This is a genomic window from Pseudomonas tensinigenes (assembly GCF_014268445.2).
GTDB lineage: Bacteria > Pseudomonadota > Gammaproteobacteria > Pseudomonadales > Pseudomonadaceae > Aquipseudomonas > Aquipseudomonas tensinigenes.
Map to the genome: position 1 here is coordinate 362,501 of NZ_CP077089.1, position 18,443 is coordinate 380,943.

Here is an 18,443-nt window from a genome sequence, read left to right on the forward strand (position 1 = left end):
CCGAAACCGGGCGATCTATCCATGGGCAGGTTGAAGGTTGGGTAACACTAACTGGAGGACCGAACCGACTACCGTTGAAAAGTTAGCGGATGACCTGTGGATCGGAGTGAAAGGCTAATCAAGCTCGGAGATAGCTGGTTCTCCTCGAAAGCTATTTAGGTAGCGCCTCATGTATCACTGTAGGGGGTAGAGCACTGTTTCGGCTAGGGGGTCATCCCGACTTACCAAACCGATGCAAACTCCGAATACCTACAAGTGCCGAGCATGGGAGACACACGGCGGGTGCTAACGTCCGTCGTGAAAAGGGAAACAACCCAGACCGTCAGCTAAGGTCCCAAAGTTATGGTTAAGTGGGAAACGATGTGGGAAGGCTTAGACAGCTAGGAGGTTGGCTTAGAAGCAGCCACCCTTTAAAGAAAGCGTAATAGCTCACTAGTCGAGTCGGCCTGCGCGGAAGATGTAACGGGGCTCAAACCATACACCGAAGCTACGGGTATCACCTTCGGGTGATGCGGTAGAGGAGCGTTCTGTAAGCCTGTGAAGGTGAGTTGAGAAGCTTGCTGGAGGTATCAGAAGTGCGAATGCTGACATGAGTAACGACAATGGGTGTGAAAAACACCCACGCCGAAAGACCAAGGTTTCCTGCGCAACGTTAATCGACGCAGGGTTAGTCGGTCCCTAAGGCGAGGCTGAAAAGCGTAGTCGATGGAAAACAGGTTAATATTCCTGTACTTCTGGTTATTGCGATGGAGGGACGGAGAAGGCTAGGCCAGCTTGGCGTTGGTTGTCCAAGTTTAAGGTGGTAGGCTGAGATCTTAGGTAAATCCGGGATCTTAAGGCCGAGAGCTGATGACGAGTTACCCTTTGGGTGACGAAGTGGTTGATGCCATGCTTCCAAGAAAAGCTTCTAAGCTTCAGGTAACCAGGAACCGTACCCCAAACCGACACAGGTGGTTGGGTAGAGAATACCAAGGCGCTTGAGAGAACTCGGGTGAAGGAACTAGGCAAAATGGCACCGTAACTTCGGGAGAAGGTGCGCCGGTGAGGGTGAAGGACTTGCTCCGTAAGCTCATGCCGGTCGAAGATACCAGGCCGCTGCGACTGTTTATTAAAAACACAGCACTCTGCAAACACGAAAGTGGACGTATAGGGTGTGACGCCTGCCCGGTGCCGGAAGGTTAATTGATGGGGTTAGCTAACGCGAAGCTCTTGATCGAAGCCCCGGTAAACGGCGGCCGTAACTATAACGGTCCTAAGGTAGCGAAATTCCTTGTCGGGTAAGTTCCGACCTGCACGAATGGCGTAACGATGGCGGCGCTGTCTCCACCCGAGACTCAGTGAAATTGAAATCGCTGTGAAGATGCAGTGTATCCGCGGCTAGACGGAAAGACCCCGTGAACCTTTACTATAGCTTTGCACTGGACTTTGAATTTGCTTGTGTAGGATAGGTGGGAGGCTTTGAAGCGTGGACGCCAGTTCGCGTGGAGCCATCCTTGAAATACCACCCTGGCAACTTTGAGGTTCTAACTCAGGTCCGTTATCCGGATCGAGGACAGTGTATGGTGGGTAGTTTGACTGGGGCGGTCTCCTCCTAAAGAGTAACGGAGGAGTACGAAGGTGCGCTCAGACCGGTCGGAAATCGGTCGTAGAGTATAAAGGCAAAAGCGCGCTTGACTGCGAGACAGACACGTCGAGCAGGTACGAAAGTAGGTCTTAGTGATCCGGTGGTTCTGTATGGAAGGGCCATCGCTCAACGGATAAAAGGTACTCCGGGGATAACAGGCTGATACCGCCCAAGAGTTCATATCGACGGCGGTGTTTGGCACCTCGATGTCGGCTCATCACATCCTGGGGCTGAAGCCGGTCCCAAGGGTATGGCTGTTCGCCATTTAAAGTGGTACGCGAGCTGGGTTTAGAACGTCGTGAGACAGTTCGGTCCCTATCTGCCGTGGACGTTTGAGATTTGAGAGGGGCTGCTCCTAGTACGAGAGGACCGGAGTGGACGAACCTCTGGTGTTCCGGTTGTCACGCCAGTGGCATTGCCGGGTAGCTATGTTCGGGAAAGATAACCGCTGAAAGCATCTAAGCGGGAAACTTGCCTCAAGATGAGATCTCACTGGAACCTTGAGTTCCCTGAAGGGCCGTCGAAGACTACGACGTTGATAGGTTGGGTGTGTAAGCGCTGTGAGGCGTTGAGCTAACCAATACTAATTGCCCGTGAGGCTTGACCATATAACACCCAAGCAATTTGCTGACCTGAAAAGGCACCAGATTGCGGTGTGTGAAGACGAAACGAACCGAAAGTTCGACTGCACTTAAAAAAGCAGCACAAAACACCGAAAGCCATCACTTACCCAATTTGCTGAAGCGAGGCCACTTGGCCACGACTCAGTACCCGAATTTCTTGACGACCATAGAGCGTTGGAACCACCTGATCCCATCCCGAACTCAGCAGTGAAACGATGCATCGCCGATGGTAGTGTGGGGTTTCCCCATGTGAGAGTAGGTCATCGTCAAGATTAAATTCCGAAACCCCAATTGCGAAAGCAGTTGGGGTTTTGTTTTAGTAGAAACATCCGTTTTTGCTGGCTTGTTACCGTGTTGACGGGCCAGATACAGAATTTCTTGACGACCATAGAGCGTTGGAACCACCTGATCCCATCCCGAACTCAGAAGTGAAACGATGCATCGCCGATGGTAGTGTGGGGTTTCCCCATGTGAGAGTAGGTCATCGTCAAGATTGAATTCCGAAACCCCTGTCTGCTAACGCAGACAGGGGTTTTGTCATTTCAGGGCCTGCAAAACCAATGATCAAACAGCTTTACGTACTTTGCTGATACGTCGAGCCTGCCATTTGCGCCACCAGATGTAGACGCCAGTCCCCGATAAGCCTGCAATCAAAATACCTAGCAACGCGATCATTACCTGACCTGTAACTCCAATGATCCGTCCTCCATGTATCGGTAGCTGCAACCGATAAAACTGCTCTCCCAGCGTCCCCTGTCCTGCAATCTCCTGCCCTAACAAGCGCCCGTCCGTACCATGAAAGAACAACCAGGATTTGCCATGGGCTTCGGTGTCGTGCTGTCCAAATCCTGCGCCGTAGAAGTTGTACTCAAAGCTGTAATACAACTCCCCGATTGCCGCCGTCAGTCCTAACCTTTTCCCCTCCTGCAACGCCCTCTCATATGCCTTTTGATAGCTCAATTTCGTCACCCCCAACTCTGAGGTGGGCATTCGCCCTCTGGCTTCGTAGACGCTCGGCTCAATTGGCGAAAACAACGACACCGCAGGCTTGAACACCTGACTCGGCAAGTTCATGGCCACGCTGCTGACGGCGATTGGCAGCAGCAACAACCACAACCACAATCCTCCTGCGCGATGCAGGTCGAAATTCAGCCGATAGGCATGCCCACCCTTCACTTTCCAGGCTTTCGACCACTTCTTCCAGAACGGCTTTCCTCGCGGCAATGTCAGCCATAGCGCAACGAAGCAATCGATCACCCAGGCAATCGCAACCAACCCCATCAGCAATAATCCCCAGTTACCCGGCAATGTCAGGTTGTAATGAAACTCGAGAATGAAAGGGACAAAGTTCTCCCGCTGAAAACAGCACTCACCCCAGTACCGCTGACCCTTTTGTTCAGCACTCACCGGGTCCAGATAAAACACCTGATTACGTTCATCGAACGGCTTGCCGGTTGACGGATCATTACGCGGTACCATTGCAAGCAACGCAGTGTGTCCAGCTTCACTCGGGTACTCCATGTACCAGACTTGCAACTTCGGATGTGCAGATTGCACCGCATCAACCAACTCGCCCGGTGGCAGGCGCGAACCCTGTGCAGACGCCGCGTAAAACTGCGGATTCAACCATTCATCCAACTCATGATTGAACGCGAGAATGCTCCCGGTCACGCCGGCGAGTAGCAAGAAAATTGCGGTGGCCAAGCCGATATAGCGGTGCAACAACACCAGAAACGCGCGCATGAGAATTTCCCCATAGAAACGACAAAGCCAGCCCCTGAACATTCAGGGGCTGGCTTTTTTATGCACAGGACAAAAGGCTTAGAACTGGTAGCTGACCGTCGCCGCGACGTTGCGCTCTTCGCCCATGTAGCAGAAGTTCAGACTGGCGCAGGAGGCGACGTAGGACTCGTTGGTCAGATTGTTCGCATTCAGACGCACATCAACGCCCTTCAAGCCAACTTTGCCCAAGTCATAACCAATCGAGGCATCGAATAATGTGTAGGAGGGCACCTTCAGGGTGTTTTCCGCATCCGCCCAACTGTAGCCGACATAACGCATGCCGCCGCCGAGTCGCAGACCATCGAGTGCCGCGCTGTCGAACTTGTAGTCCGCCCACAACGACGCCATATGACGTGGCGCCTGCGTTGGTGAGTTGCCCTTGTTCTCGATCACGTCGGTCGGGGTGCTCAACGTACTGACCATCGACTTCGAGTATTCGATATCAGTGAAGGTGTAGCTGCCGAGGACTTTGAGGTTATCGGTCAACTGCATGTGCGCTTCCAGCTCAAGACCTTGGGAGCGCACAGCACCGACCGCGCGATAGAAGTTTTCCTGCGGCAGTTTGGTTGCCAGGTTTTCCTGATCGATGCGGAACAGCGACGCGGTGAACAGGTTGTCAGTACCCGGTGGCTGATACTTCAAGCCGACTTCCCATTGTGTTCCGTCGGTAGGAGCCAGCGGGTTACCGGCGCTGTCGGCGTAGGAGTTAGGGTTAAACGATTCGGAGTAGCTGATGTAGGGCGCCAAACCGTTATCGAACAGGTACAGCGCGCCGGCACGGCCGGTGAGTTTGGTGCGGCGATCATTGATCTCTGTGCCAACCGGACGTCCGGCCTCAGCGATACGGTTTTCGTCCGACGTCTCGACCCAGTCCTGACGCAAGCCCAGCGAGAAACGCCATTTGTCCATCTCGATCAGGTCTTGCAGATAAACCCCGGTCTGTTCCAGACGGCGCAGGTAACTGGTCTCGCCATACATGTCGATCGCCGAATTGCCGTACACCGGATCGAACGCATTGATCGCTGCAAGACCGCCGCTGGTCCAGTCGACCACGGTTTTACGCCGCTGATAATCCGCGCCCATCAGCACAGTGTGTTTGGTCGCGCCGGTGAAAAATTCAGCCTGGAGCATGTTATCGACGATAAACGCATGCAGACGCTCATCTCCGCCGGTGTAGTAGCGGTTCAGCTCGTTGCTGGTCGGCGAGGTCCAGCCATAGGCGTAGACCTGATCCATGTTCACTTTGGAGTCGAGGTAGCGGAAGTTCTGCCGTGCGGTGAAGATATCGTTGAAGCGATGTTCGAATTGATAACCGAACGATTGCTGATCACGCGAGTAACCATCGATGCCCGGCTCACCTTCGAAGAAGTGTGGCGAGATGCGGTTGCCATTGCGCTGATGGATCGTGCCTTCGGCCGGCACTCCGCCGTGGTAGCCACCGTCCGGATCGTGTTGCAGATAAGCCTGCAGGGTCAGCGAAGTGTCTTCACTGAAATCGATACTCAGCGTTGGTGCCAGGGCGAAGCGCTTTTCCTTGTTGTGGTCGAACTGTGTGTCGGACTGATCCGTTAAGCCGGTCAGACGATAGGCAATACGCTTGTCGTCATCGACTGGACCGCTGAAGTCAAAACCGACCCCGCGCTGACCTTGTGTGCCGACCGTCGCTTGAACCTGGTGGTAAGCCTCGTACAGCGGTTTCTTGCTGGTCAGCGCCACCAGACCACCTGGCGAACTGCGACCGTACAGCACCGACGAGGGTCCCTTGAGAATGTCCACGCGCTCAAGGAAATATGGGTCGACTTGCATGGTGCTGTAAGTGCCGCTGTCGCCCATCGACTTGAGGCCGTCAAGGTAGATGTTGTCCACCGAGCCGTCGTTGAAGCCGCGCATTGCCACGTAGTCATAGCGATGAGTCGCGCCGTACGGATTGGTCAGCACGCCCGGGGTGTAGCGCATCGCTTGCGAGACAGTCTGCGAACCCTGATCGTCCATTTGCTCGCGAGTGACTACAGACAGGCTTTGCGAAGTTTCCAGCAACGCGGTACTGGTCTTGGTGGCGATCTGGCTGTGAGTGGCGTTGTAGCCATCCATGCTGCCCAATGCGTTGCCGAGGGCGAAGCCTTTAATGTCGGTGGTCGGCAGGGCCAGTGCTTCGGTTTCAGCGAGCGGACGCAGGACGTAGCTGCTGCCGTCCTGGCTGACCGCATCCAGACCCGAACCGCCGAGCAAATGGCTCAGCGCCTGATCGGTCGAGTACTCACCCTGTACACCTGGCGATTGCAGTCCCTGAGTTTGCTGCGGCGTCATCGACAACGTGATGCCAGCCTGACGGGCAAACTGATTCAGCGCCTCACCGAGAGGGCCCGCAGCAACGCTGTAGCGGTGGTTGACTTCACTGCCAGCGGGAGTCGCCGCCATGCTTATAGCAGGCATCACAACAACGCCCAGTGCCGTCGAAAACAGCGCAGCCCTGATGGCGTGGTGCAGCAGTCCCGATTCGGCAGTGAAATTCGGAGAGTTCTTACAGGTGGCGCGGACAGTCATTGTAGGTTTCCGTAGGCAGTCGCGAAGGCTGAGTTGAAGTGCTTACTGACCAAGCCGGACTTGCTGCAAAAACCCGCCAAAAAATTTCAGACCGCACGTTCCAGGGTCACCCACCAACGCGTGCGATAGCGCAATTGCACCGGCAACGTCTGCGGCAGAATCGCCAGCAGTTTGTCGGTGTCTTCCAGACGGAATACGCCGGACAGACGCAGCTCCGCCACTTGCGGCGCACAGTTCAGGAAGCCCTGCCGATAACGCGCGACTTCCGCGAGAAAGTCGCCCAGACGCATATTGCGTGTGACGATCAAGCCATCGATCCAGGCGCCAGCATCCATGTCCAGCGTCGGGGCCGGGCGTACCTGATGGCGGTCGATCAGATAACTCTGCCCGGCGAGTGCTTCTACCGAAGTGCCGCCGGAGTGGATGGCCACCTGGCCCTGGGTGACGCTGAGCCGTGTGCAATCATTGTCCTGACGCAGGATGAATCGGGCATGGACCGGCTCATAAGTGCCGTGACGGTTTTGTACCCGCAGCGGCCGATCAGTCGGCGCGCCCTCGTCGGCGCCACCACACGTGACGATGACTTCACCGCGAGTCAGCTTGATCAGGCGCTGTTGCGCCGTGTAATCCAGATCCACCGCGCTGGCAGTGTTCAACTCGATCCGGGTACCGTCCGGCAACTGGAAGCCGCGCCGCTCGCCCGTCGCGGTGGCGTAATCGGCACTCCATTGCTGCCACGCGGCATTGTCCTTGGCCAGCCAGGCGGCGGAACCCATCAGCAATGCGCCAGACAATAGCTTCAACGCCTGTCGCCGGCCCAAACCCTGCGCACTGTTTTCAAGGGTGTTGAACGCCACTTGCGCACCGGGTACTGCGCGCAGGTTGTTGCTCAGTTCGGCTTGCAGCGACTGCACCCGCTGCCAGGCCAATTCATGTTCATGGTGTTCGGCGCGCCACTGTTCACACTGGCGGTTCAGACGCGGATTACCGTGATTGTTGCGCAGTCGCAACAGCCAGTGAATGGCCTGCTTGACCACCTGTTGCTGCGGCTCGGTGCGGCGGCTCAGAGAAAGATTATCCACAGGCATCAGCTTTCGTACCGCAACACATAGCAGTGATACAGCGCATCGGCGACATAACGTTCAACCGAACGTAACGACAGGCCCATCTGTTCGGCGATCTGCTTGTGGGTCAACCCTTCGCACTGCGCCAACAGAAACGCCTGACGCACTTTCGGCTTCAGTCCTTCAAGCATCCGCGCAATGCTCTCCAGCAGTTCGATCACCAGCGCCCGGGCTTCGGCACTCGGTGTGTCGGCTTCGGGTAAATGGGCGATGGTTTCCAGATAGGCGCGTTCGATTTCTTCGCGGCGCCAATGATCGATCACCAGCCCACGCGCAATCGTGCGCAGGAAGGCGCGAGGCGCTTTGAGTTCGAGACGTTCGGTGCGTTGCAGCAGGCGGACGAAGGTGTCCTGAGCCAGATCGGCTGCATCCGCCGCATTGCCCAGCCGTGCACGCAGCCAAGCGTTAAGCCAGCCGTGATGACTACTGTAAAGCGCCTGTACTGCAAACTCAGGTGAGGACATGAACGCGAACGTCACAAATGATAATTACTCGCATTGTCATCAAGGGTTATGAAATTTGCAACTGTCACTCGAGCATTGCCCCTAAAAAACATACCGGCGAACGCTCTGGCACGCCGTTCGGCGGGAATCCTTCAGAAATGCCATCCATTTCCCGCTCAGCCCTAAGATTTCTCCGACACGTGCCGACAGACTGGTGAGACATGCGTGCACCAAAGTAGAGCAGCCTGAAGAACGCTGCCTGCGCTGTACATGGAATGTTGCATCCGGAACGCATCCCCACTTTTCGCATAAGAAGTCCCATGAAATGAATCTCAAGTTCAGCCATAAAATCCTGTTGGCCGCCTCGGGCGTCGTGGTCCTGGCGTTCGCGCTGTTCACCCTCTACAACGATTATCTGCAGCGAAACACCATTCGCCAGAACCTCCAGTCCTCTGTGCAGCAGGCCGGTGATCTGACCGCCAGCAGCGTGCAGAACTGGATGAGCGGGCGGATTCTGGTGCTGGAAAACCTCGCGCAGAACGTTGCCCATCAGGGTAAGGACGCGGACTTCCCGGGTCTGGTCGATCAACCAGCGTTCACTTCGAACTTCCAGTTCACCTACGTCGGTCAGGCCAACGGTGTGTTCACCCAGCGCCCTGACGCGAAGATGCCGGACGGCTATGACCCGCGTCAGCGTCCTTGGTACAAGCAAGCGGTTGTCGCCGACAAAACCATGCTGACGCCGCCGTACATGGCCGCTGTCGGTGGCCTGGTAGTGACCATCGCCATGCCGGTGAAAAAGAACGGCGAGCTGCTCGGTGTGGTCGGTGGTGACCTGAGCCTGGAAACCCTGGTGAAGATCATCAACTCGGTGGACTTCGGTGGCCTCGGCCATGCGTTTCTGGTCAGCGCCGACGGTCAGGTGATCGTCAGCCCGGACAAAGACCAGGTCATGAAAAACCTGAAAGACATCTATCCGAACACCAGCGTACGCATCGAGAAGGGCAACCAGAACGTCGTGCTCAATGGCCAGGAACGCATTCTGTCGTTCACCCCGGTCAGCGACCTGCCGAATGCGCAGTGGTACATCGGTCTGTCGATCGATCGCGACAAGGCCTACGCTGCACTCAGCCAATTCCGCACCTCGGCACTGATCGCCATGTTTGTCGCCGTGGCCGCGATTGCCTTGCTGCTGAGCCTGTTGATCAATGTGTTGATGCGTCCGCTGACCACCATGGGCCGTGCGATGCAGGACATCGCTCAGGGCGAGGGCGACCTGACCCGTCGTCTGGTGGTCGAGAGCAAAGACGAGTTCGGTGAATTGGGCAGCGCGTTCAACCAGTTCGTTGAACGAATTCATGCGTCGATTTCCGAAGTGTCGTCGGCAACCCGTCATGTGCATGACTTGTCGCAACGGGTGATGGCGTCGTCCAACGCCTCGATCGTCGGCTCCGATGAACAAAGCGCGCGCACCAACAGCGTGGCTGCCGCGATCAACGAGTTGGGCGCCGCCACTCAGGAAATCGCCCGCAACGCCGCCGATGCTTCGCAACACGCCAGCGGCGCCAGCGAGCAGGCCGATGACGGGCGTCAGGTGGTCGAGCAGACGATCCTGGCGATGACCGAGTTGTCGCAGAAGATCAGCTTGTCGTGCACGCAGATCGAAACCCTGAACGCCAGCACCGACAACATCGGCCACATCCTCGATGTGATCAAAGGCATCTCGCAGCAGACCAACCTGTTGGCGCTCAACGCCGCGATTGAAGCGGCGCGTGCCGGTGAAGCCGGACGTGGTTTTGCGGTGGTGGCGGATGAGGTGCGTAACCTCGCCCATCGCACCCAGGAGTCGGCGGAAGAGATCCACAAGATGATTACCTCGCTGCAGATCGGTTCGCGTGAAGCGGTGACTACGATGAACGCCAGTCAGGCGTCCAGCGAGCAGAGCGTGGAAGTGGCCAACCAGGCCGGTTTGCGTCTGGTCAGCGTGACTCAGCGCATCGGTGAAATCGACGGGATGAACCAGTCGGTGGCAGCGGCGACCGAAGAGCAGACCGCCGTGGTGGAAACCCTCAACGTCGATGTTAACCAGATCAACCTGCTGAACCAGCAGAGCGTGGCCAACCTCAATGAAACGTTGAAGGATTGTGATGCGTTGTCGCAGCAGGCCAATCGCCTGAAGCAATTGGTCGACAGCTTCAAAATCTGATTTTTCAGATTGCAGACCGCGTTATCGTTCTTCGCGAGCAGGCTCGCTCCCACAGGATTTTTGGTTGAACACAACATGTGTGAACACCCGATACCCTGTGGGAGCGAGCCTGCTCGCGAAAGCGGTGGTGCAATCACCGCAAAGCCGAAGCCTTAAACAAACAGCCTCAGCACATTCCCCATCGCATCATCCGCAAACCCCTGCACAAACTCCTTGAACCCCGGCAACGCCTCTTCACCCCCCGAAGCAGGCTCGGCAATGATCGTCCACGTCGCCCGAGACTTACCCGCGCCCAGCGATTCGACATTCATCGCCGCCCACAGATTCGCCACCCCCAACGTGTTGTAAATCGTCGTCCAGGTCATGCTCCGCGTGTGCTCATCGCGGGAGTTGAGTTGTTCAACCACCACGTTGCCATCCTTGAAGCATTTCTTGCGCAGCGAGGACACGCCTTCGCCGATTGTTTCGATGTGCGACAGCGCCGGAATGAAACGGTCGAATCCGCCGAAATCGCCGACCACCGCCCAGACCTGCGTCGCGTCTGCCGGCACTTCTACCGAAGACACAACGTGGCAGCCATGCGGGTTTTTGATCAGGGTGTCCGGTTGCAAATTGCTCATGGTGTTGCTCCTTTTTGATGGATCAGATGAAGTTGATTTCTTTCAGGTAGTCGCAGCCACGACGCAGCAGCGCCGGGGATTTCTGTGGGTAATGCGCGCCCATCTGCTGGACGCCGGCTTCAGCGTTGGCGTGGCCGATCAGGGAGATGTCGCCGATGTCTTCCTCAAAGCCGTTGAGGTAGAAGCCGAGCACGCCGAACAGCGCGTTGTCGGCGTCAACCCGGCCCAGTTGCTGTTGCCAGTCAGCGACGCTGACCAACGCGAACTCGCTGCCGGTTTCGCGGAACGAAGCAACGTAGGCGTCCCAGCTCAATGGTTCGGGGTTATGCAGGTTGAACACCGCACGTTCCGGCGAATAACGGCTGGCGTGGAAGGCAATGAAACGGGCGAGAAAGTCCACTGGCATCAGGTCGAAATTCAGCGCGAAGGCTGGTACCTGGCCGAGCTGGATCGAGCCTTTGAGCATCAGCATCAAGCGGTTTTTGTGCGGCTGACAAACGCCGCTCAAGCTGTTGAAACTGATGTTGCCGGGGCGATACAGATTGACCCGTACGCCGCGTTCCCGCGCTCGTTCGAGGATGCGCTCGCCGACCCATTTCGACAGGTTGTAGCCGTTGCGAATGTAGATCGGTGGCGTCAGCGCGGCGGGCAGTTCCAGCACCCGTCCCGCATCATCGACCGTGCTTGAAGCCGACAGCGTCGAGACGAAGTTGAAGACCTTTTTGCTCCGCCCTTCGCACAGCCGCAGCAGCGCGAAAATCGGCTCGACGTTGTCCGCCGCCAGCGACTCGTAATCGAGGACGTGATTGACGTTGGCGGCGTTGTGCACCAGCGCGCCGAACTCGCGATCCAGGCGTTGATAGTCCTCGTCGTTCAAGCCCAGTTGCGGACGGGTAATGTCTGCCGCGTAAACGCGCACCCGGCTCAGATCCAGATGCTCCAGACGGTTTTCCCGCAGTGACTCGGCAAAGCGTTGCGCCGCCGTTTGCCCGCCGCCATCGCGCACCAGACACGCGACTTCGCTGGCGCCCCAGCCGAGCAGCGCTTCGACGATGTGCACGCCAACAAAGCTGTTGGCGCCGGTGACGATGACCTTGTGCACATCGCCCATGCGGCTGATCGGCAGCGGTTCGATTTCCAGCGCACGCTCGGCGTCGGCCATGGCTTGGACGCTGAGCACCGCGCTGTCATCGGTGCCGCGCACCAGCGTGGCGAGTTTGATGATGGTCGGCAGTTCGATGAAGCGATTGATCGAAATGCTGCGACCGAATTCCTCACGCAAACGCAGCAACATGCGCGACAGCAGGATCGAGTGGCCACCGAGATTGAAGAAGCTTTCGTCGGTGGATATATCGCTGTTAGGCAGCTCCAGCAACTCTGCCCAAATTTCCAGCAGCAGTGCTTCATCAGCATTCGCCGGCAGGCATTTCGGCTCGCTGTCTTGCACGCTCACCGGCAGTTGCAGCAGCGCTTTGCGGTCGACCTTGCCGTTGCTGGCGAAAGGCATGTTCGGCAGTTCGGTCCACGCCACGGGTTGCATGTAGTCGGGCAGAAACTGCCGGGCGTGGGCCTTCAGCGCTTCGCGCGCGGTGTCCGATTGCGGCTGGGCGAGGAACGCCAGAATCCGTCGCTGACTGTCGATCACCACTGCGATTTGCCGGTACAACTGGCTCTCGCGCAGGCAGCGTTCGATCTCTTCCGGTTCGACCCGGAAACCGCGGATCTTCACCTGATTGTCGCGCCGTCCACACAGCTCGATACCGTGCTCGCCCCACCTGGCCATGTCGCCGCTGCGGTAGGCGCGCAACGTTTGGCCGTCCGGTAATTGCAGGGTCAGATAACGTTCGGCAGTCTGCTGAGGGTTGTTGAGATAACCGAGGCAGACACCGGGACCAACGATGAACAATTCGCCGACGGTGTTCTGCAGCACCGGTTGCAAATCGTCATCGAGAATCAGCACCTGACTGTTGGCGATTGGCGCACCGAGGCTGCGGTTGCTGTCACCCGGTGTGAGCTGGCGTGCGGTAATCAGCACCGTGGCTTCGGTCGGTCCGTAAAGGTTGTGCAGCGTGCCCTGACGGGTCAGTTGCTCGATGACGAATGGCTCGCAGACATCGCCGCCGGTCATCACTTGCACACCCTCCAACTGCTCCAGCGGCAGGATGCTCAACAGCGCTGGCGGCAGGAATGCGTGGGTCAGTTGCCGGCGGCGGATCAGCGCGACCAGTTGCAGCGGATCGCGCCGTTGCGTGTCGTCGGGCACCACCAATTCGGCGCCTTCGAGCAGGGTCGGGAAGATGTCGATCAGTGATGAGTCGAAGCTCAGCGATGAGAACTGCAAGACCCGACTTTCTGTCTGCAACTGCACGTAATCGGCGTACCACGCGGTGAAGTGCGCGAGGTTGGCCTGACTGAGCAGCACACCTTTTGGATGGCCAGTGGTGCCTGAGGTGTAAAGCGCCATGCACGGCGCATCGAGCTCTGGGCGTTGGCACATCAGCGGTTGGCTCAGATCCGCGTCTGCGCTGGTGATGTGACTGACATCCAGCCCCGCCATGGTTTCGCCAAGCGGATGCTCGCCATCATGCAGCAACAACAACGCGCCCGAGTTTTGCAGTATGTATTGCTGGCGCTGCAACGGATGACTCGGCTCCAGCGGCAAATACACCGCGCCGCTGCCGAGGATCGCCAGAATCGAGGCGAACAGCGCCGGGCTTTTCGGCAGGCAGATGCCCACCACCCACGGTTGCGGATGTTGCTCGAGCAAGGGCTGCAAACGCTGCTGGATCGCGCGACCGTGGGCGTGCAATTGCCGATAGCTGATCGACTGTTCGGCGAGGTGCAGTGCAGGTCGTTCGGCGTGGAGGATCAGGCTTTGTTGCAGACGCTCGATCACCGGGAGCTGCGCCTGCTTCAACAGCGCCGGATTGGCCGTGTCATTGAGGCGATGGACGTAAGCCAGGCTGTCGAGAAACAGCAGGTTTTCCATCCGCTCGAAATCCGGTGCCGGCACAGATCCGGCCTGCAGAAGATAATCCGCATCGCGGGAGAAGCGGCTGACCAGCAACGCCACTTCGTCCACCACCTGGGTCAGCACCCTTTGCCGCAGAGCTTGACCGTTGCCGGACGGCTCATCGCCGATCGGTACACGAATGATCAGTGACGAGCCGAGGAAGCACAGCAGATCGAGTGTCGGTAAACCCGCCGCGCTTTGCGCACCGACCCCCAAACGCAGATGCAGGTGCGGGATGGCGCAGAAGTCGCCAGCGCCAATGAAGCCATCGTCGATGATCAAATCCACCGTCGATGCCGCAACGCCGCTGCGCTGCAATGAGTGACCATGTTGTTCGAGTTCCTGCGCCAGGTCGGTCATGGCCTGGCTGGCGCCAATCAGCAAAATGTCGAGACGTTTCATGTCGGCCTCCTCATCAAACCAGGTAATCGCGCAAGGCGTGCTGCACGCACGGCGTGTCGAGCAGCGAGCTGTTGTGGAAGAACTTGACGATGTTGCCCACCAGCGGATGGTGGCGATTGATCGGGAACGCGAGCCCGGTCATTTCATCCCTGAGCGAACGGCGCGTGGTCTCGCTGACCGGCAGTGTGTCGATCAGGCGCAGGTCGAAGGCTTTCTGAATATCGTTGGTCAGGTAATGGCCGATGAACACCGGCAGAATCTGCGCGATGGTTTCGCGATCCGCCGCGCTGGCGGTGTGCCAATAGATGCGCACCATTCGCGCCCAGAAACTCGAATGGCGACCCTCATCGAGCAAGTGATCGGCCATCAGGCCTTTGATCGATGGCTTGACCGAGTCGTCGCGGGCGAACGCGGCGACATCGCCGGTCACGGTGTTTTCGGCGATGGCCACGCAGATCAGTTCCACCGCGCTGCGCAGGTGCTCCGGTGCCAGCGCTACAGCCGCAGGAATCGCCCGGCTCAGTTCGATTTCATCGGGCAACTGAATGGGTTCGATGCCAGTCATCGCTACCGTTTGCTGCATGAAATCCATCGCCACCAAGGCGTGGTAATCCTCGTCGACCACCACGGTCATCGCGTCGTAACGACAGGCAAACGGGAAGGCCACGGCGAAGCGATTCTTGGCGATGCTGCGCGCAGTCTTGTCGACGATCTCGGTCTCGAAAATCACCACGTCGTTGATGAATTTGTACAGCGTCTGCACCAAGGCGAAATCTCGCTGCTGCGGGCACTCGCGCAGGAAGGTTTCGCTGAGCACCAGTGGCTGGCGGCTGAGCGGATAGATCAGCCGCTCGTCGTCTTCGAGCACGCGCCGCGGGCGGGTGCGGATGGTCGCGCGGTTCTCCCAGGCGTCGGCAAAGGATTGATAGTCGGTGGCGTTCATTGGGCCACCTCCGCCAACGGTTCGCGCATGCTCAGGCGCAGGCCGTCCCACAGGGCGATACGGCTCTCCACGGCGGCGATGGCGCTGGCGTAGACCTCGGCCTCGCGCTGCGGATCGCCGTCGACCAGACGCTCGAGCAGGTGTTCTGCCGCCGGGCCGTGATCTTCGGAGTCGACCTCGATGTGCCGTTCCAGGTAGTAGCGAAAGGTCGGCGCCTGTTCGATGCCGATGCCCCAGTCGTCAAGAATGCGCTGGAACATGGTCGGGATTACGCTCTCGCGACCATGTAGAAATGCTGCCGCCACGCTGTGTCCCGGTGCATGCAGGGCGGTGCGCAAGGTGTCACGGACAAACTGCGCGGCGGCCGGATCAACCTCGACGCTTTGCAGCGCGATGTCATAGCTCACGCCTTCCTGTTGCAGGGCGACAAAGCGCTCTACGGCGGTGGTACTCGCGCCGATTTCGCGCATCGCATCCAGGTACAGCTCGAAATGGCTGTAATGCCCTTCGGTCAGGCGATCATCCGACTCTTCACCCAAAACGATCTCGTTGATCAACCGGGCGGCGTGAGGATCACGCGGCGGCAGCCACGGCAAACGCGTGCAGGTCAGTTCCTGCTGCAGGCGTTTGGTCAGCGACATGAAATCCCAAACGGCAAACACGTGGGTTTCCATAAAGCGACGCAAGACCGATAACGAAGTGATCTCGGAAAAGATCGGGTGAATACTAAGTTCGGCTTTCTTCAGGGCGAGTTGGTTCTTGGTGGGCATCATGATGTCCTTTATCGTTGATATGTAATGGAACTGCTCGGGTAACTGCGCAATCTGTAAAACTACGGCTTACTTGTTTTCTGTCGGCGGACGACAGCCTTCCTTCCTGATGGGTAAGTGCGGACCGGTATATCTGTGACATGGCTTCATGTCTGCCCATAAGGCGCTGCTGTTGTACCGCAGGCATTGGGTGGGTGCCGAGGTGAAGGGTGAAGTTCAAACTTGGCGAGGAAAAACTAATACGCCGACAAAGTATTTAACAAGTACATTTTTAATTATTTTAAGTTTGTTGTTTTTTGAAGTTGAGTAGTTCCGATAAAACTTTTTGCTGAAGTTTTATTTGGGCGTAGTTGCTCCTTTCGGCGAATAACGGCCAAAATTGATCGACAAGAGTGAATGCCTCACTCGAAGCAACTTTCCAGTAATAAGAGTTGAATGATTTAAAAGGGCGGAAGTTGGCCGTGACCCCGCGCCATGACTTCCTTTTTCCCGTGGCAAGGCTCCTTCCGTAGGTTCCTGGTGCGGGGACTGCGCCGTCAGGGCGGCGCGTCGCCCGTTCTTTATGGGGTTGGCCGTTCAAGAGTGCGGGTAAATGAGCGCCACGGCTATTACCGATTCGTCATCGGCACGGTGCAAATTTTGAGCTGAGCGGCGCAGGGAGGTTAGAGCGGGCAGGCGGATCCGCCCACCCGAGGGCTGGCAGATCGCTTGGGGATTTGTAAGAGAGTGATTCGCGGAGGGTGCGCGCTCAGCGCGCGGCTTTGCGGCTTTGTGCGGCGGGGGTCGCGAGATAGCGGGTAATCACCTCGACGCCCCGATTAAGGTGCTGCTCGAGGAGTTTGATTGACAGTTCAACGTCACGATCCTGCACGGCTTGCAGCATTGCCCGGTGATCGTCCTGGGACAATTTGCCCAGGCCCATGGCCTCAAGGTTGAAGCGCAGAAAACGTTCTTCTTCGTTGAGTCCGTCTTCGACCAGTCGCAGCAAGCGTTGGTTGGGCGCCTTGCTGTACAGGGCCATGTGGAACAAACGGTTGAGCCGGCCGATTTCCGTGTAGTCGTGTTGCGCCTCCAGTTCTTCGATGTAACCGGCGGCGCGAGTGTGATCGGCAGCGGTCAGCAACGGAATCGACTGGCGCATGGCTTCGGACTCGAGGAGGATGCGCAGCTCGTAGGTTTCGGTCGCATCGCCCTGAATCAACGGCGCAACCACCGCACCTTTGTGCGCGGTAACGCTGAGCAGTTCCTGGGCTTCGAGCTGGCGCAACGCTTCGCGCACCGGCATGCGGCTGACGCCGAACAGATCGGCCAGATCCTGCTGGCGCAGCGCCGTGCCGCAGGGCAGACGACCATCGAGGATTGCCGAACGCAGGGTTTCTTCGATCACCGACCGGGCCAGATGCGCAGGAATCGGTCCATCGACTTTAATGCTGTGCAGCGGTTTGGGCTTCTGTGTCACGACTACGCACCCTGTATGTCGGCCTGATTTGGATCCAAATGACACTAGTGATTGCTCTACAGGTTGTCAAACCTTGTAAAACATCGTGGTGCCCAATGAAGTTTAGCGCGCCGAGGATGATCTCATGGTGCCATTGTTTTTTGCCGGGCTAAGCTTCACCATCAAACGCTTTCCTCCCTGCCCTCTGGAAACCTGTTGTGGCGGTATGTTTCGCGATCCCCCGGACACTGCGCTGGCTAGGCTGCGCACTGCTGCTGGCCGGCGTCATGCTGGGCGGTCTGCATGCCGATTGGGATTTTTCCACGATCAGCCGCAAAGCCACGGCTCTCTATGGGCCACTGGGTGCCGGGCAGCAGCGCATCGATGCCTGGCAGAATCTGTTGGCTACACAGAAACAAGTCAACGAGATGGAAAAGCTCAAAGTAGTGAACCTGTTTTTCAACAAACAGGTGCGCTACGTCGAGGACATCGATCTGTGGCACGAAGTCGATTACTGGGAAACGCCCATCGAGGCGCTGTGGAAAGGCGCCGGCGACTGCGAAGACTATGCGATCGCCAAGTATTTCAGCCTGCGCCACCTCGGGGTTTCCAGTGACAAGCTGCGCATCACCTATGTCAAAGCGTTGCGCCAGAACCGCGCGCACATGGTCCTGACTTACTATGCCACCCCCGATGCCATGCCGCTGGTGCTCGACAGCCTGATCGACCCGATCCAGCCGGCGTCGCAGCGAACCGATTTGCTGCCGGTCTACTCTTTCAATGCGGAAGGGTTGTACCTGCCGGGCGCCAAGGGCAACAAGAAGGTCGGTGATACCAAACGCCTGTCACGCTGGCAGGATGTGTTGAAGAAAATGCAGGCCGAAGGTTTCCCGGTCGAGACGACTAACTAG

The 18,443-nt window shown here is 57.7% G+C and carries 11 protein-coding genes and 3 rRNA genes (1 of these 14 cut by a window edge); 5 read left to right on the forward strand and 9 right to left on the reverse strand.

Annotated features, from left to right (window positions below):
- The 3 genes from HU718_RS01670 to rrf (HU718_RS01680) form a co-directional block, all read left to right on the forward strand.
- A 23S ribosomal RNA gene (locus tag HU718_RS01670) occupies positions 1-2,232 on the forward strand (it extends 662 nt beyond the left edge of the window).
- A gap of 171 nt (positions 2,233-2,403) precedes the next feature.
- Positions 2,404-2,519: ribosomal RNA gene (gene rrf, locus HU718_RS01675) — 5S ribosomal RNA — on the forward strand.
- A gap of 105 nt (positions 2,520-2,624) precedes the next feature.
- A 5S ribosomal RNA gene (rrf, locus tag HU718_RS01680) occupies positions 2,625-2,740 on the forward strand.
- A 71-nt stretch (positions 2,741-2,811) separates the two neighbouring features.
- Here the strand turns inward: rrf (HU718_RS01680) and HU718_RS01685 are convergent.
- From HU718_RS01685 to HU718_RS01700, 4 genes are all read right to left on the reverse strand, one after another.
- Positions 2,812-3,990, reverse strand: coding sequence for a PepSY-associated TM helix domain-containing protein (locus HU718_RS01685; protein ID WP_150811804.1), 1,179 nt, complete (start codon positions 3,988-3,990; stop codon positions 2,812-2,814).
- A gap of 78 nt (positions 3,991-4,068) precedes the next feature.
- Positions 4,069-6,573, reverse strand: a complete 2,505-nt coding sequence (locus tag HU718_RS01690; RefSeq protein ID WP_186616246.1) for a TonB-dependent siderophore receptor — start codon at positions 6,571-6,573, stop codon at positions 4,069-4,071.
- 86 nt (positions 6,574-6,659) lie between these two features.
- The gene (locus HU718_RS01695; protein WP_150708996.1) at positions 6,660-7,661 is read right to left on the reverse strand and encodes a FecR domain-containing protein; all 1,002 of its coding nucleotides are present in this window, start codon (positions 7,659-7,661) and stop codon (positions 6,660-6,662) included.
- A complete protein-coding gene (locus HU718_RS01700; protein WP_150731122.1) occupies positions 7,661-8,161 on the reverse strand; it encodes a sigma-70 family RNA polymerase sigma factor in 501 nt (166 codons plus the stop codon). The genes HU718_RS01695 and HU718_RS01700 overlap by 1 nt, the downstream gene beginning before the upstream one ends.
- Before the next feature lie 304 nt (positions 8,162-8,465).
- Here HU718_RS01700 and HU718_RS01705 point away from each other — a divergent pair, with 304 nt between their 5' ends.
- Positions 8,466-10,346, forward strand: a complete 1,881-nt coding sequence (locus HU718_RS01705) for a methyl-accepting chemotaxis protein (protein ID WP_077570036.1) — start codon at positions 8,466-8,468, stop codon at positions 10,344-10,346.
- 152 nt (positions 10,347-10,498) lie between these two features.
- On the opposite strand, the gene HU718_RS01710 is transcribed toward HU718_RS01705, so the two are convergent.
- The 5 genes from HU718_RS01710 to HU718_RS01730 all read right to left on the reverse strand — a co-directional run bounded on the left by HU718_RS01710 (position 10,499) and on the right by HU718_RS01730 (position 17,553).
- A complete protein-coding gene (locus HU718_RS01710; RefSeq protein WP_186616247.1) occupies positions 10,499-10,966 on the reverse strand; it encodes an SRPBCC family protein in 468 nt (155 codons plus the stop codon).
- Between the two features lie 22 nt (positions 10,967-10,988).
- Positions 10,989-14,381 carry a non-ribosomal peptide synthetase gene (locus HU718_RS01715; protein WP_186616248.1) on the reverse strand — a complete coding sequence of 1,131 codons (3,393 nt, stop codon included), beginning with the start codon at positions 14,379-14,381 and terminating at the stop codon, positions 10,989-10,991.
- Positions 14,382-14,394: 13 nt separating this feature from the next.
- Entirely contained in the window at positions 14,395-15,324 is a 930-nt protein-coding gene (locus HU718_RS01720) for a diiron oxygenase (protein WP_186616249.1), read from the reverse strand.
- The gene (locus HU718_RS01725; protein WP_095122346.1) at positions 15,321-16,097 is read right to left on the reverse strand and encodes a DUF3050 domain-containing protein; all 777 of its coding nucleotides are present in this window, start codon (positions 16,095-16,097) and stop codon (positions 15,321-15,323) included. The genes HU718_RS01720 and HU718_RS01725 overlap by 4 nt, the downstream gene beginning before the upstream one ends.
- Positions 16,098-16,842: 745 nt before the next feature.
- Positions 16,843-17,553: a GntR family transcriptional regulator gene (locus HU718_RS01730; RefSeq protein ID WP_102899668.1), complete on the reverse strand. Its 711-nt coding sequence runs from the start codon at positions 17,551-17,553 to the stop codon at positions 16,843-16,845.
- Positions 17,554-17,750: 197 nt separating this feature from the next.
- On the opposite strand from HU718_RS01730, the gene lapG reads away from it, so the two are divergent.
- Complete coding sequence (gene lapG / locus HU718_RS01735; RefSeq protein ID WP_095122342.1) at positions 17,751-18,443, forward strand: cysteine protease LapG; 693 nt, start codon at positions 17,751-17,753, stop codon at positions 18,441-18,443.

Excerpts from the sequence above, each read along its gene's own strand:
- HU718_RS01685 (WP_150811804.1), bottom strand. The coding sequence starts at position 3,990 with ATGCGCGCGTTTCTGGTGTTGTTGCACCGCTATATCGGCTTGGCCACC.
- HU718_RS01690 (WP_186616246.1), bottom strand. The coding sequence starts at position 6,573 with ATGACTGTCCGCGCCACCTGTAAGAACTCTCCGAATTTCACTGCCGAA.
- HU718_RS01695 (WP_150708996.1), bottom strand. The coding sequence starts at position 7,661 with ATGCCTGTGGATAATCTTTCTCTGAGCCGCCGCACCGAGCCGCAGCAA.
- HU718_RS01700 (WP_150731122.1), bottom strand. The coding sequence starts at position 8,161 with ATGTCCTCACCTGAGTTTGCAGTACAGGCGCTTTACAGTAGTCATCAC.
- HU718_RS01705 (WP_077570036.1), top strand. The coding sequence starts at position 8,466 with ATGAATCTCAAGTTCAGCCATAAAATCCTGTTGGCCGCCTCGGGCGTC.
- HU718_RS01710 (WP_186616247.1), bottom strand. The coding sequence starts at position 10,966 with ATGAGCAATTTGCAACCGGACACCCTGATCAAAAACCCGCATGGCTGC.
- HU718_RS01715 (WP_186616248.1), bottom strand. The coding sequence starts at position 14,381 with ATGAAACGTCTCGACATTTTGCTGATTGGCGCCAGCCAGGCCATGACC.
- HU718_RS01720 (WP_186616249.1), bottom strand. The coding sequence starts at position 15,324 with ATGAACGCCACCGACTATCAATCCTTTGCCGACGCCTGGGAGAACCGC.
- HU718_RS01725 (WP_095122346.1), bottom strand. The coding sequence starts at position 16,097 with ATGATGCCCACCAAGAACCAACTCGCCCTGAAGAAAGCCGAACTTAGT.